Source organism: Gemmatimonadota bacterium (assembly GCA_026705765.1).
Taxonomy (GTDB): domain Bacteria; phylum Latescibacterota; class UBA2968; order UBA2968; family UBA2968; genus VXRD01.
On the sequence record JAPPAB010000171.1, the window covers coordinates 1 to 15,151 of the forward strand.

Sequence of the window (15,151 nt, forward strand, 5' to 3'; positions counted from 1 at the left end):
GGATGTCACACCGATATCTAACTTGACCAATCTGGAGGTGCTGGTTCTTCCCAGCAACAGCATCTCGGATGTGACACCCCTATCTAACTTGACCAGGCTAAGGACTCTGGATCTTTCCAGCAACAGCATATCGAACGTGACATCACTATCCGACTTGACCAATCTGGAATTTCTGGATCTTGGCTACAACAGCATAGCGAATGTGACATCGATATCCAACTTGACCAATCTAAGATGGCTGACTCTTGACGACAACAACATATCGGATATGACACCGATATCTAATTTGACCCGTCTGGTAGTGCTGCAACTTGACGACAACAGCATATCGAATGTGACACCGATATCTAACTTAATCAACCTGATAGATCTGGATCTTGCCAGCAACAGCATCTCAGACCTCGCGCCGCTGGTGGCAAACACGGGATTGGGTGAAGGAGATGAGGTTGATGTGAGCAACAACCCCTTGAGTGCCACATCAATCAACATACACATTCCAGCCCTTGAGAGCAGAGGCGTCGAGGTAGATTTTAGCGCATCGAAGCCCGCGATAAAAAACAAAGACCTGAGGATGCCCCTCCGGATGATAGAACCGTTGGGGATAAAAAAATGGAAGGTGGGCGATAATTTGAGAAAAGGTCGCTTGAATGATTTTTGATACCTCGGTTTTCGCACCACCGAGAAGACACTTGAGGTCGAAAAAAAGAAACGGCGATGGGTTGTAACACCCACCGCCGTTTCTTTTTGTACGGTTCCACTGACACGTCAAGCGCGTTCTGTGAATGGATATTGCGCTTAGGCTAAATTTGTCGGATATTGCTTGGGTATTCATTACGACAACTCTTTTTAAACCACTACCCATGCATATCTACATCCTCAAAAGATTACTGGCACTGATCCCCACACTATTTGGCATCACAGTGCTGGTTTTTTTTATGGTACACCTCGTACCAGGAGACCCGGCGCAGATCATGCTGGGCGAACGGGCAAGTGCTGAAAGTCTGGCTGCCTTGAGGCGCGACCTTGGCCTGGATCAGCCATTACACGTGCAATTTGGACGCTATCTATCCGACCTGCTGCAAGGCGACCTGGGGCGGTCCATTAAATCGCACGAACGCGTATCCGTCGAACTAATGGCGCGTTTTCCCGCCACCATGGAACTCACCTTCGCGAGCATGGTATTCGCCTGCATACTCGGCATTGGTGCAGGAGTTGCATCCGCAGTTCGACGCGGCACCTGGTGGGATTATATCGGCATGACCGCATCATTAGCAGGAGTCTCAGTGCCGATCTTCTGGCTGGGATTATTACTCATCCTCGCCCTTGCAGTCTCCCTACCGTTGTTCCCCGTCTCCGGACGACTCAGCTCCCACGTATTTATACCCACACTAACTGGATTTTATCTCATAGACAGCCTGATAGCAGGTGATCTACCGAGTTTCGGAGACGCACTCTGGCATTTAATCTTGCCGGGCATAACCCTGGGCACGGTACCTGCCGCTGTTATCGCGCGCATGACCCGGTCGAGCTTGCTGGAAGTCCTGCGCGAAGATTATGTGCGCACCGCCTGGGCAAAAGGCTTATCTGAACGGGTCGTCATCTTGCGCCACGCACTGAAAAACGCCTTCATCCCCGTCTTAACCGTAATCAGCTTGCAATTCGGTTATCTATTGGGCGGCGCAGTCTTGACCGAAAGTATCTTTGCCTGGCCTGGAGTTGGACGCTGGTTGCTCCTCTCGGTTTACGCACGCGACTTTCGGGCAATACAAGGCGGCGTACTAATCGTCGCTACGACCTTTGTCCTCATCAATCTAATCGCAGATCTATTATACGCCTGGCTGGATCCACGGATCAAATACGGTAAGGAATAGATACACAATGTCTCACATACAAGACACCTTACAAACGCCACTGCAAACCACCGCGCTATTGATCTGGCAGCGATTGCGAAAAAACCGTCTCTCCATTGTGGGAAGCGTATTGATCGGCGGCTTTCTACTCCTGGCTTTCGCAGCGCCATTAATCGCCCCAGCTGATCCCATGGCGCAGGCACTCTACAATCGACTATCGTCCCCAACGCTCGAACATCCATTCGGCACAGATGACTTTGGCCGAGACATATTGAGCCGCGTCATCTATGGCGCTCGGATATCCCTGCGCGTCGGAGTATTCGCCGTACTGATTGCCCTTATACTGGGCACCTGTATTGGGGTCGTCGCGGGCTACTGGGGGGGATGGATAGATCAAATATTGATGCGCCTGATGGATCTGCTACTCGCCTTTCCGAGCATATTGCTCGCAATCGGCATCGTAGCTATTCTGGGACCTGGCCTGGAAAACGCGATGTTGGCCGTCGGCATTGTAGCTATGCCGCAATACGCGCGCCTGATTCGCGCATCCGTCTTGACCGTAAGAGAAACCGATTATGTCATGGCCGCACGCGCTCTGGGAGCGTCGGATTGGCGCATACTATGTGTGGCTATCTTGCCCAATTGTCTCGCCCCATTGATCGTCCAGGCGACATTGGGATTGGCAACTGCAATACTCGACGCTGCTGGACTGAGCTTTCTCGGCCTGGGCGCACAACCCCCCACCCCCGAATGGGGGGCGATGCTGAGCCAGGGACGCGAACTGATTGTGCGCGCACCCTGGGTACTCACCTTTCCCGGTGGCGCGATCTTTTTTACAGTACTGGCATTTAATCTGGTCGGCGATGGTCTGCGAGACGCACTGGATCCAAAGGCTTAATTCAATTCTGCCATCGGACCGAGAGCGACAAGTGCGGGATCCGCATCGAGAGGATAGTGTTCGAGATAATCGGCAATGCGCTCTGGCGTAACAGCATCGATCTCCGCGCGTTCTTCCTCAAGCGTTTTGAGTGGCGTATCGGTACTCAGGCTACCCACAATTTGGGAAAAGCGCGAAAGGCCGTTTTCCCCACTGCAAATAATACCCGTGGCCTGTTTGGTCTTGGCGCGTTGGAGCGCGTCACTATCAATACCGTTCTTTAAATCCGCCATTTCGCGCCGCACAATATCGAGAACCTGAGACGCATTTGGTGGATCCACGGACAGATAAACGTAAAAAAGCCCCGCATCGCTAAAATTGATATACTCTGCCGACGCTTCATCAGCCAGACCCTGTTGAATAACAGACCAGTAGAGCCGGCTATTGGTCGCTGCGCCCAAATAAGCAGAAAGTAGATCCGCAGTAGGAGCATGATCGTCGGAAGATGGCGGTGCGGGAAGCGCGAGCGCGATATGTTCGCGCGCCACACCATCGCGTTGCACAACGCGATTTGAAGCGTGAAAAATCGGGATAGATTGCTTTCGCCCATGATCAGATACCTGCCAGTCTCCGCAATGAGTGTCAACCGCGCGGATAATCTCATCGCGATCAAACGCGCCTGTAATGACAAACGTGAGATTATTGGGACCATAACGCCGCTGGTGATATTCCGCCATCAAATCGCGGGTAATGGACTTCACCGTATCCTCTGTACCCAGCACACTCTGTCCTAAAGGATGATCGCCAAAAGCCTCTTGAATGAGATCGTCAATAATGAGCGCATCAGGCTGATCGTGATACATAGCAATCTCTTCGAGAATAACCTTCTTTTCCATATCAAACTCGTCCAATGGCAAATTGGCGCGCATCATATCGCTGAGAATCTCGATGGAATCCGTCGCCCGATCACTTTGCACCCAGTGAAAATAGGCCGTACCCTCCCACCATGTGTAGGCATTCCACATAGCGCCCAGATCATCGACATCGAGTGAAAGTTGCCGCCAGTCGCGCTTGGGTGTCCCCTTAAAACACATGTGTTCGAGAAAATGTGAAATCCCCAAAAGGTCTGAGGCTTCGTCGCGCGATCCCGTCTGGGCAAAAAAACCCAACGCAGCTGACCGAATGCGCGGAATCGTTTCAAAAACAAGCGTGAGACCATTATCGAGGGTATGCGTGGAAAACGGTGAAGACATGGTTTACTCCGTAGGAATTAAGAATTAGAAATTGAGAATTAGAAATTGGGAATTGGGAGCGCGAATCGAGCGAAGTGTGAAGTCTGGAACGGTTAGGCCCAGCCCCTCTTCACAGATTCTTCGCCATCGCAATCGCTTCGTGTTCGGGCAGATAGGGCACATCCGTACGATCCCAACCGCGCCTGCCAGCGACGCAGTGGATCCCCATCAGTTGTCGTTTTTGGGGCGTATCTGCCCAATCGACAATGCTTTGAGGCGGTGGACTCGCGATCCACTTTTTCACGAAAAAGGGCATATAGCCATAAATAACGATGCGCCGATCCATCGCACTGGTATTGGCACACCCCGTATGCCAGCAGACCACGTTCCACAGCACGGCATCGCCGGCATTGAGAGACATCTTCTCCATATTGGGCATAGTTTCCAGGGCACCTCCCGAATATTCCTCTTTGGGTGGATAATCTGGATTTTTGTGTGTACCAGGCACCAGAGAAAAGCATCCCATGTCTTCGGTCTGATCGTCGATAAAATAAAAAACCTTAATCTTGAGCGTATATTGCGGATGCGTCCAGGGCGGCCAATCTCGGTGCCAGTTCGTGTGGGCGGCAGTGCCCGCATGGTGATTGTGATAGAGCATCTCCATCACCTGATAATCTGCGCCGACGACATTTTCCACATAGGGAATAACACGGGGATTATTGGCCAGATCGAGAATGGTCTCATCGGTATCAAAATCCGGGCGAATAGTATGCGCGTGTGGCCCGTTGCCATAGCCATTTCGGAACTTGCCGAGCCTGAGTTCTTCTTTCCGCTCTGCGAGCGTTTCTGCCTCGCGGCGTTCAAAAGCCCGTCGCACCCGGTCCAGACCAATGGATTCAATGGCATTTTTAATCACGATATACCCATTTTCATCGTAAAAAGCGCGCTCCTCATCGGTTGGTGCCGAATATTGTATTGCATCAATTGTTGCCATAAATTGCTCCTGTGAAAACTGGATGATCCCCTTGCCTCTTAGCCATCCAGCGGCCGAGGCCCCAAAACCAGTAATGTACCAGGTCCTGGAGGAAAAGTCTCAATATATTGCGGAATCTGATCGAGAGTAACGGCATCAATACCGGCGGCGATCTCGTCAATCGTTCGCACGCGGCCCTCGAGAAATAAATCTTCAATAATACCTCCAGCGCGGCCCTCGGGCAAATCGCCAATAGTAAAAAGGCGGCCCTTGAGCACTGTCTTGGCCCGGACGAGTTCTTCGGCAGTAACATCGCGGCGCAATCGCGCAAGCTCCGATTGGCAGACATCCAGGGTCTCCTGGGCGCGGTCGGCAGTTGTGCCTGCATAAACCGCCATCAGCCCCCCGCCACGGTATGCCTGATAAAAAGCCGACACACTATAGGCCAGGCCGCGTTTTTCGCGGACCTCTGTAAATAATCGGCTCGATCCTCCGCCGGAAAGGATGGCAATGGCAAGTTGCCCCGCGTAATAGAGGTCATGGCCTCGAGGAACGCCGCAAGAGAGCAAACAAATATGGGCTTGCTCTGATGGCTTTTCGCGATGTACACTGCGATCAGCAACAGAAATAGGATGAAGCTCTCCGCTGTCTGGTGCTTCGCCTGGCCACCCGCCAAAAACATCGCCAACAGTCTCAATTACAGTTTCCGCATCCAGACCGCCTGCAACCCCAATGAGCAAATGGCCTGGCCTGCAATGTGCATCCCAATGGCGGCGAACGCCCGCAGGTGCAATAGCCGACACTGTATCGGGTTCTCCAAGGGGAATCCTGCCCATCGGTGAACCGAGTCCCGCCTTATAGGCCATATACATGGCCTGTTGTATGGGGTTGTCTTCCATGCGTTTGAGTTCCTCGAGCGTGATGGTCTTGGCGATCTCGACCTGGTCACTGGGAAAAGACGCACTGCGAAAAAGTTCGGCATAAAGTTCGAGTGCGGATTTGAATTTATCGGGCAGGATTTGCGCGAGAAAAGAAGTGTATTCGACGGAAGTCGAAGAACTGCGCCTTATCCCCAGACCGTCAAAAGCGTCAAATATGGCGCGTGCGTCGTGCCTGGGCGTACCCTTAAAAAGAACATCTTCTGCAATGCGCGTAATGCCCAATCTGTCGTTGGGATCGTCTTGCGCGCCAAAAGTAAAACGGAACGCAACAACAACCGATTGCGCGCCGGGCATAGGTTCGACAACCACGCGAATGCCGTTGTCGAGGGTATAAATTTGTGGTTCGGACATTGGGATCCTCACATATAGTGTAGGGGCAGTGCCTCTGTGACTGCCCAATTGGTTTTTCTCATGTAATAACATGAGTATATATTGTCAATAGATATTGTGACACTTATCTCTTTCAGGAGGTCATCATCTTCATGAACGTCAAAGTTGAAAATTTGCGTGCGTTATGCCAGTCTATCCTGACCGACCGCGGGCTCGACGCGGCTGACGCGCATATTGTGACAGATATTTTGGTCGAAGCCGAATTGCGCGGACGCCCAACACATGGGATGATTCGCCTATCCGGCATTGCCGAGCGCGTATCTCAAGGTACCCAATTGCCCATGGCCATAGAAAAAGACGCACCGGCTTATTCCCTCATCAATGGACGGGATAATCTGGGCTATCTGGTAGCACATCGATGTGCGTGTGCCGCGATTGACAAAGCCAAACAAAGTGGGGTGGGCGTTGTGGGCGCGCGCGACACGAGCCATAGTGGAATGCTGGGCTATTACGCCTCTATGATAGCCGATGCGGGCCTGATAGGACTGGTTATGTGCAACACTGGCCCACGCATTGTCCCCTGGGGCGGGCAGCAACCCGTGCTTGGAACAAATCCCATTGCTGCGGGATTTCCCACAGCAGAAGGCCAGGTACTTGTCGATTTTTCGTGTGCGTCAATCACCAATGGCGAAATTTTGATGGCACTCAAAGACGGCAAAGAGATCCCAGCAGGGCGCGCACTGGGACCAGATGGGAAACCGACAACCGATCCCGAGCAAGCGCGCACAGGCGGCGCATTGCCCTTTGGCGAACACAAAGGATACGCTTTGAGTGTAATGATTCAAATCTTTTCCGGCATCTTGCTCAATGCTGCACCCGTACCTGAAATGGGCAAAAATTACGGGATTTTCATACTGGCTATTGATCTCTCAATTTTTTTGGGAATGGACATCTTTCAATCGGGCGTTAGCGAAGTCATCCACGCCATTAAAAATTCAATGCCCGCAGATGGCGTAACCGAAATTTTAATCCCGGGCGAACGCGCCTTTAGAGAACGCGCGATGCGGATACAGTCGGGTGTGGATATCGACGATGACTTAATGGAAGAACTCCAGCAATTGGCGTAGAGACACCTCTTTACCCTTGACAGTCCGAATGTGGTTGGCTACCTTTCCGTTCCGCAAGGGTAGAGGCGCGAGCGATTATCAGTATGCGGCGCAGGAGGCGAAACGGAGTACTGCTCCACCGTGCCGACAAAAAGGGATCGTTCGCCGAAGTCCTGGCCTGTTTCGCCGCAGAGCAGGGCTGGTTCAGTGGATAATATCTGCTGAACTGTCACGGGAAAAGTTTCCGTGGAGAGCTCTCTTGTTCGCGAGATTTTCTGCTGCGTTGAGCGTCTGGCGATACCCTTGAGAAGCCGGCGCTTTTTTTATCGCAAAGTGCAGAAACTGGAGGTTTTTATGTTGAAAGGATGTCATACGGCCTTAATCACACCCCTGACTGCCAACCAGGCCCTGGATCAGGACGGTCTGGAAAAACTGGTAGCATTTCAGATTTCCGAAGGGATTGATGGCCTTTTGGCCTGCGGCACGACGGCTGAGAGTCCAACCCTGAGCAGTGATGAACAAAGCTTGATCACACGCGTAGTGTGCAGCCAGGCCCGAGAGCAGTGCCGCGCCATTGGGGGGGCAGGTAGCAACTCTACGGCAAAAACCTTAAAAGCAGCCGAATATGCCGCGCAAGTAGGTGCGGACTCCATCCTGCTCGTCGATCCCTATTACAACGGACCGAGTTCTCTGGAAATTCGCAAAGAATACGTCGAACCCGTGGCCCGTGCATTTCCCGAATTGGACATGATCCCCTATGTCATACCCGGTCGATCCGGCACGAAATTGCTATCAGAAGACCTCGGCATCTTGTATTCCGAATACAAAAATGTGAACACCGTGAAAGAGGCCACAGGCGATCTGGACAACATGGCGCGCACCCGCGAATGTTGTGGCGATGCATTTTCCATCATGTCCGGAGACGACGACAAAACATTTGACATGATGACCAGTGACCAGATTGACGCTGCGGGTGTAATCAGTGTAATATCCAATGTGGCACCCGGTCCTGTGACCAAAATGGTACACGCCCTCCAAAGCGGGGATATGGATGAGGCAGACCGCCTGCACGCCGCACTGAAACCCTTATTTGGTATGGTCGGCGTTATATCCGAAGAACAAACGCCTTACGGTGTAACAGAAGTCAAGGCACGCAATCCATTGCCAGTTAAAACATTGATGAATATTTTGGGCATGCCGGCCGGACCGTGTCGCCAGCCATTGGGAAAAATGAACCGCGCTGGACTGGATATCGTACTGGGCATTGCCCGCGAAGTACAGGCCAATAATCCAGAAGTATTTGCGCCCGTAGCATCATTTTTTAGTACAGACATAGCGCAACGCCTGAACGATGGTTCGGTACTGGAAGGACTGGCGTATTGATAGCTTTTTTCTGGAGTAATTATGATTAAGGTGGGTATTTGTGGTATTGCCGGGCGGATGGGGCAGCGAATTTCTCATCTGACCCTTGAAGCCGAAGGACTGGATTTGGGCGGTGGCGTCGAGTTTCCAGGTCATCCCGTAATAGGCAAAGACATTGGCGAAGTCATAGGCGTTCCTCCCAAAGGTATATCAGTAGTAGATACGGTCGAAGCGATGGCGGACAATGTCGATGTGATCACGGCATTCACCGCACCCCCCGACCCGACAGTTGTCGCAGCAGAAATAGCTGGACGCGCCGGCGTACCGATGGTCATTGGCACAACGGGATTGTCGTCCGATCAGTTAGAGACCATGACACAGGCCCTGAAAAATGTCGCCTGTGTATTCGCACCCAATTTCAGCGTAGGTGTAACAGTATTAGTGCAACTCGTCGAAGAAGCTGCGCGCATTCTGGGCGGCGATTACGATGCGGAAATCGTCGAAGCGCACCATCGATTTAAAACCGACGCGCCATCGGGAACGGCTTACGCACTGGCCGAAGCCGCAGCAAGGGGATTGGATCGCAACCTGCAAGAAGTGGGCATATACGGGCGATACGGCGATACGGGCGCGAGGACACGCGAAGAAATCGGCGTACACGCCATTCGAGCTGGCGATATCGTCGGCGAACACACGGTCATGTTTGGTGGCATTGGAGAAACCCTCGAACTCGCCCATCGCGCACAAAGCCGCGATACCTTCGCCTCTGGCGTGATTCGGGCCATCCCCTTTGCTGTTGAAGCCGATCCGGGGATGTACGACATGCGCGATGTATTGGGGTTGAGGTAGGAAGGATGAAGGGTGAAGTGCAGATCGAAATTGGCAATGATTTTGGTTGGGGTTGGATGGCCTAATTCGTAATTTTTAATTCCTAATTGATTTATCGAGGAGGAAATTCATGAGTGTTGATGTACATGCGGCATTTGATGCCGGACAAACCCTTGCTGTGGCAGATCGGATTTTGATCTCACCACAGGCGGGTTCTTTGCAGAGCCGCGTAGATGAACTCTTATGCGCAATAAAAAATAGCGGAGCCTCTGGCGATTTGATTTGCAAGACATTGATTCAATTGGGCATGAACTTTGCTGGACGCGATGCCGAGATCGTAGGATATGGCGCTGAGGAAATAGACGCTGCACTCGACAGTGTGTTAGACGCGCTCGATAATCTGGAAGGCAATCACGCGACTGGTGTTGTAGATGGTTTTTTGGCCGACATGAAATCCGTGAACCTTGCCGATAGTCTTTCGGGATTATTAGCCGAGCGGATTGAGTCAAATCTGGATGATGGCAATCCCGCGAGTTCATTTTTGGAATTGCTCAAGACCAATATGCGCGGCGGTGTGTATTGGCAAATGATCGGAGAAAATGTCTGTAAATTTGGCAATGACTTTGCGCGCGGTCTGGAATACTTGCGGCACTACGGATTTTGTCAGGTCTCGACAAATCCGGTATTGGCTGCCAAAGCATTTGACGAAGACCCCTTGCTAGACGATGAACTCAAAGCCGAGATCGCCAGGCACGACGAGTGGAAAGCCGATCCCGAAAAATACGCCGATGACATTGTAATGGCTGCCACATTGATTGCGCTGTGGCCCAATCTTTCAATCTTTCGGCCCCTGGCGATGTACACGGGACTGAAAGACTACATGGTGAGTTTTCAACTCAATCCCAATATCGCAGATCAGGCCGATGCCAGCATTGAAGATGCGCGCAACGCATATCGCATTGCCGATGACTACTTGAAAGGATATGACAAATTATTGGGCGTCAGCGATATAACCCTGGATCCCAATATCGTATTCAAAGTCGGCGGCGGGCACGAAGCAGCGCGAAAAATCACGACCGTGCTCAACGGCGAAGGCATTGGCACAAATAACACGGTCGTTTACACCGTTGCCCAGGAAGTACAACTCGTCATCGATGCTTTTGAAGGCAAAGCCAGAGCAGCACAGGCCGGTAAGCAAGTGGTGAGAACTTATGAAACGAATATGGGTGGACGGTTTGTAAGTCACTTGCGCGAAGTAGAAGCCGAAAAACTATTCAGCGCATTATCGGAAGATCGCGCCAGTGAATTGCTCGCCGAACTCGCTTCTGATCTGGAAGTCGATATACCCGAAGGGATATTGGCAGAACAAACGGCTGAAATATGTTCTTTTGCCCACCTGAAGTCACTGGAGCATCCCGTAATCTTAAAAGTTGCCGAAGCGGCCGGTCAATCTTCAGAAGCAATTGTGCAACTCGAAGCCGATTTAAAAAAAGCGGGAACGGTCGTTGCGCGACGCGTACATTGGATTTTCTACGCGCCAGAAAATCGGCCCAAATGGGTTGCCTACTTATCAAACACCTACGGTTTGTCAGAAGATCAGGCACAGTGGATTTTGGCGTCAATGGATGTGCTACCCGCGTCTAAACGCGTTCCCGATGACACGCTTCACGCACTGGGCGAAAACATGTGCCATACAGAATTTCCCAACCATCAACGCGCCGTTCAACTCGTATCAGAAGAACCCACCTTTGACCTGGACGAACTCAGGGGATCAATCGGCCATGAATACGAACCCGGCGTGGCACAGCGACTTTACGAATTGCCCGATTTTCAGAAAGGCTACGATCTGACGCCCGCGCTGAAAGACTTTCTCGAAAATGACGTCCAAATTGATCTGAGCGGCTGGCAAACGCGGGGCATGGAACCCGGTGGCTGGCCCGAATTTGGATCGGTTCAAAAAACCACCACCGAGTTTAAAGCCGCGTATGACGCATTTTTAGTGCGATGCGTTGAACTGGCCAAAGAAGTTTCTGGATAGACGTATTAATTAATCATGCGGGGAAGAGGCTGTTACATCACTCATCCCCGCTTTTCATCTGCGCGTTTAAAATAGCACTTATTCCCTCCCGATTCTCGATACGCACAAAATACGATTCTTCATGTCCCTCTGCAGAAAGCACCATAACATCCCGCATATTTTCACCGCTCTCGTCCCTCTGTTGCTCCAATCGCCACATCATCACATATTCGGTTCCCGGGGCGCGTTGCCAGGGTACCAGGGGATCTACATCGACCAGCTTTCGAGGTTCCGCCCCACTAAAGTCCGCGCCTGTAGCAGTATGCACGGTAAACTTGATCTGTTCATTGCGCATATCGTACGCCACCTGCCCTTTTTCTGAAAAATTCCGCTGAATGTGAGGCTCTATCACCGCCAGTGAATACGTACTGTCGCTGAGCACGAGAATTGTAATCTCTCGTTCCAGATCACCTTCTCCACGCACCCCGGTCTCACTCCCGGCATACATAAACCAGGCACCCATTGGCGTGTCCAATTTTTGTTGCGTCACAGCCTGATCTTTCTTTTTCTTTTCTCCTGCACATCCGGCGATCAGACAAAATAATACCACACCCAATACCTGTTTCATGAACCCTCCATATATAAAAGCGGCCCAAACAAAAATTTGGACCGCTCGCCTGTTTTCCGTGTAACGTACACTATCCTCCTAATGCTTCTCTAAAGCGCTCAAAAAAACCTTTTCCACCTTCTGGCGGCTGTATATTTTCCAGTTTGGCAAGCCTGGCAAATAATTCTTCTTCTTCCCTGCTCAATTTTTCCGGCGTCCAGACCATCACGCGCACGAGTTGATCTCCCGTGCGATATCCCTCCAATTCGGGAATACCCTTGCCGCGCAATCTAAAAATCCGCCCCGATTGTGTTCCCGCAGGGATTTTCATACTCACGCGACCAGTCAGCGTTGGCACTTCTATATCTGCCCCCAGGGCTGCCTGACTAAAACTGATGGGCAAGTCATACACAATATCGTTGCCGTGTCTTTCAAAATGTTCGTGTTCTTCTTCTTCAACAAAAACCATACAATCGCCCGCTGGTCCGCTATTTGGCCCGGCATTGCCCTGCCCTCGCAGGGGAATATAATTGCCCTCGGAAATGCCAGCGGGGATATTGACCGAAATATCTTTCTGCTTCTTCACTCGCCCCTGACCCTGACAACCACCACATCGCTCGCGCACCACGTTGCCATTGCCATTGCACTGCGGACAAGTTGTGACATTGACAAACTGTCCAAACAGAGAGCGCGTAGCCTGCCGTATCTGTCCCACACCACCACACATATCGCATGTTACGGGGGAACTTCCCGGCTTTGCCCCTGAGCCTCCACACGTATCGCAATTCTCCAACCGCGACAGCCGAATAGTTTTTTGAGCACCCTCGGCAATCTCCTCCAAAGTCAGACTGATCGAAATCCTCAAATCTTCGCCGCGATTGGACCGACGTGGGCTACGCCGGCCAAACAAATCGCCAAAGATACCACCGCCGAATATCTCATCCAGATTGGAAAAAATATCTTGAAAATCACCGGCGTGCGAAAAATCCGACCACTGAAAGCCACCGCCCCGGAAGGTACTGCTGACGCCCTCGTGTCCAAACCGGTCATACGCCTGCCGCTTTTGTGCATCCATCAGCACTTCATAAGCCTCGGCACCTTCTTTAAACAATTCCTCAGCCTGTGGATTGTCTTTATTGCGATCCGGATGATATTTCAGCGCGTGCTTGCGATAAGCTTTCTTAATCTCATCTTCCGAAGCCCCGCGATCCACACCCAATATCTCGTAATAATCTCTTTTGGCCATTAACCTTTCCCATCAACATGCAAAAAGAGCCGCACAGTTGCGACCCTGTTCATAGTTTGTCTGTATCCGCGTCCTCTTCCGGAGCCTCCGGTGCGGGGTTGCCCTGACTTACCACCACCTTCGCCGGGCGCAGCACCTTATCGCCCAGACTATATCCTTTTTCAATCTCATCCGAAACAATACCGGCATCGTGGACTTCTGAAGGCATTTGCATCAATGCCTCATGCACAGTCGGATCAAATGGTTTGCCAACCGTCTCAATTTCTTTCAGATTGCGATTGTAGAGCACCCGCGGAAATTGCTCCATAATCATTTTTATGCCTTCTTGAAATCCCTCTGACTCCGTATCCCCATTTTCGCTGTGTGCCAATGCGCGACCAACCCCATCTAAAATGGGCAACAAATCGCGAATCACATCTTCGCTGGCAGATTGTATAAGGATCTCAAATTCGCGCGCCCTGCGCTTTTTGTAATTCTCAAACTCAGCAGCGAGGCGCATCCATCGATCCTTGTACATTTCGGCCTCTTCGCGGGCCAAAAATAGCGGGGTAGCCTCTATCTTCTCCTCTGGCTCCTCCGCTTGATCAATCTCCCCATCAACCTCATCTTTCGTCACCTCTGCCTCTTCATCCTCCACCATCTCATTTTCCACCACCTCTACATCTATATCTTCCACGGCTTCTTCTTTTAACTGTGTTTCTGCTTTTTTTTCTTTTTTCTGCGCCATGATTTTTCAACAACTCCTTTATCTGCGATCCAGCATCTCTTCTGTCAGATTTGCCATATATTGCACCAGGGGAACGAGCCTCCCATAAGGCAATCGCGTTGGCCCAATAATCCCGATAACCCCCGACACATTGCCCACCGAATACGTAGAAGTCAGCAAACTGCAATCTTTGAGCGCGGGGGATTCGTGTTCATCGCCAATCGTAATGGAAATACCCGCATCGCGCGTGCGGTCACTCAACAAATGCGCCACATATTCACGGGCTTCCAGCATGCCAATCAGACCAGCAAGGCGTTCGCTGGAAAAATCCGGTTGACCAAAAAAGTTGCGCGTGCCATCCATATGCAGATCTGCACTACTCGGAAATCGGAATAAATGATCAGCACTATTGGCAAGCAAACGCAACAACTTGGGAGACCCGGACGATGCGGACACAAGCCGCTCTTTGACAGACGCCATAATCTCGCCTATCGTAAGCCCGGAAAGCCGCTGGTTGACCACCCGCCGCGTTTCTTCCAACTCGTCCTCTTCAATTTCTGAGTCGATTTCGACAACCATCGTCTTGACCAATCCAGACCGAATCGTCATCACTGTCAGCAACCTGGATTCGCTCAACTTGAGCATTTCTAAACGCTCAAAAATGCCCTGTGTGAATTGAGGACCAAGGGCAATGCCCAGATTGTGCGATACATCGGCCAAAACTTTGGACACTTGCACCAGTAAACCGTCCGCATTACCCTCTCGCAAACGCTCGACACTATCCCGAATAGACCGCTGTGCCGCCTCGGCGAGTTCCTCCCGATTCATCAGCATATCGACATAATACCGATAGCCCTTATCGCTCGGCACCCTACCCGCCGAAGTGTGAGGCTGGTACAAATACCCTTTTTCTTCCAGATCGGCCATCGAGTTTCGAATGGTCGCCGCGCTGAGCCCCAGATCCATCTTGGAAATGGTGCGCGACCCCACTGGCTCGCCTGTGGTGACATAAGTGCCAATCAAAATATCGAGAATTGCTTTTTCCCGAGGTGTCAGTTCGGTCATAGCACTCCCTT

At 51.5% G+C, this 15,151-nt stretch carries 14 protein-coding genes and 1 riboswitch; of the genes, 7 read left to right on the forward strand and 7 right to left on the reverse strand.

Features of this window, described 5'->3' with window-relative positions:
- The 3 genes from OXH16_21505 to OXH16_21515 form a co-directional block, all read left to right on the forward strand.
- Positions 1 to 658 (forward strand): leucine-rich repeat domain-containing protein (locus OXH16_21505; protein ID MCY3683987.1); only part of this gene is annotated, 658 nt, incomplete at its 5' end.
- A 202-nt stretch (positions 659 to 860) separates the two neighbouring features.
- Entirely contained in the window at positions 861 to 1,871 is a 1,011-nt protein-coding gene (locus tag OXH16_21510) for an ABC transporter permease (protein MCY3683988.1), read from the forward strand.
- Between the two features lie 7 nt (positions 1,872 to 1,878).
- On the forward strand, positions 1,879 to 2,748 hold the full coding sequence (locus OXH16_21515) for an ABC transporter permease (protein MCY3683989.1): 870 nt from the start codon (positions 1,879 to 1,881) through the stop codon (positions 2,746 to 2,748).
- On the opposite strand, the gene OXH16_21520 is transcribed toward OXH16_21515, so the two are convergent.
- The 3 genes from OXH16_21520 to OXH16_21530 form a co-directional block, all read right to left on the reverse strand.
- Entirely contained in the window at positions 2,745 to 3,980 is a 1,236-nt protein-coding gene (locus OXH16_21520) for a pitrilysin family protein (protein MCY3683990.1), read from the reverse strand. The two genes, OXH16_21515 and OXH16_21520, sit on opposite strands and share 4 nt — an antisense overlap.
- A gap of 109 nt (positions 3,981 to 4,089) precedes the next feature.
- Positions 4,090 to 4,953: a phytanoyl-CoA dioxygenase family protein gene (locus OXH16_21525; GenBank protein ID MCY3683991.1), complete on the reverse strand. Its 864-nt coding sequence runs from the start codon at positions 4,951 to 4,953 to the stop codon at positions 4,090 to 4,092.
- A gap of 38 nt (positions 4,954 to 4,991) precedes the next feature.
- Complete coding sequence (locus OXH16_21530) at positions 4,992 to 6,224, reverse strand: pitrilysin family protein (protein ID MCY3683992.1); 1,233 nt, start codon at positions 6,222 to 6,224, stop codon at positions 4,992 to 4,994.
- 131 nt (positions 6,225 to 6,355) lie between these two features.
- Here OXH16_21530 and OXH16_21535 point away from each other — a divergent pair, with 131 nt between their 5' ends.
- The 4 genes from OXH16_21535 (at position 6,356) to OXH16_21550 (ending at position 11,537) form a co-directional block, all read left to right on the forward strand.
- Positions 6,356 to 7,330: an Ldh family oxidoreductase gene (locus OXH16_21535; protein ID MCY3683993.1), complete on the forward strand. Its 975-nt coding sequence runs from the start codon at positions 6,356 to 6,358 to the stop codon at positions 7,328 to 7,330.
- 52 nt (positions 7,331 to 7,382) lie between these two features.
- A riboswitch (Lysine riboswitch) is annotated at positions 7,383 to 7,574 on the forward strand.
- An 89-nt stretch (positions 7,575 to 7,663) separates the two neighbouring features.
- Positions 7,664 to 8,692 (forward strand): 4-hydroxy-tetrahydrodipicolinate synthase, encoded by a 1,029-nt coding sequence (locus tag OXH16_21540; GenBank protein ID MCY3683994.1) that lies wholly within the window; start codon positions 7,664 to 7,666, stop codon positions 8,690 to 8,692.
- Between the two features lie 21 nt (positions 8,693 to 8,713).
- Positions 8,714 to 9,520 carry a 4-hydroxy-tetrahydrodipicolinate reductase gene (dapB, locus tag OXH16_21545; protein MCY3683995.1) on the forward strand — a complete coding sequence of 269 codons (807 nt, stop codon included), beginning with the start codon at positions 8,714 to 8,716 and terminating at the stop codon, positions 9,518 to 9,520.
- Positions 9,521 to 9,629: 109 nt separating this feature from the next.
- A complete protein-coding gene (locus tag OXH16_21550) occupies positions 9,630 to 11,537 on the forward strand; it encodes a hypothetical protein (protein ID MCY3683996.1) in 1,908 nt (635 codons plus the stop codon).
- Positions 11,538 to 11,574: 37 nt separating this feature from the next.
- Here OXH16_21550 and OXH16_21555 read toward each other — a convergent pair whose 3' ends face one another.
- From OXH16_21555 to hrcA, 4 genes are all read right to left on the reverse strand, one after another.
- Entirely contained in the window at positions 11,575 to 12,144 is a 570-nt protein-coding gene (locus tag OXH16_21555) for a hypothetical protein (GenBank protein MCY3683997.1), read from the reverse strand.
- 70 nt (positions 12,145 to 12,214) lie between these two features.
- Positions 12,215 to 13,369, reverse strand: coding sequence for a molecular chaperone DnaJ (gene dnaJ / locus OXH16_21560; protein ID MCY3683998.1), 1,155 nt, complete (start codon positions 13,367 to 13,369; stop codon positions 12,215 to 12,217).
- Positions 13,370 to 13,418: 49 nt separating this feature from the next.
- Positions 13,419 to 14,096, reverse strand: coding sequence for a nucleotide exchange factor GrpE (locus tag OXH16_21565; protein MCY3683999.1), 678 nt, complete (start codon positions 14,094 to 14,096; stop codon positions 13,419 to 13,421).
- Between the two features lie 18 nt (positions 14,097 to 14,114).
- Entirely contained in the window at positions 14,115 to 15,140 is a 1,026-nt protein-coding gene (gene hrcA, locus OXH16_21570; protein MCY3684000.1) for a heat-inducible transcriptional repressor HrcA, read from the reverse strand.
- Between the last annotated feature and the right edge of the window lie 11 nt (positions 15,141 to 15,151).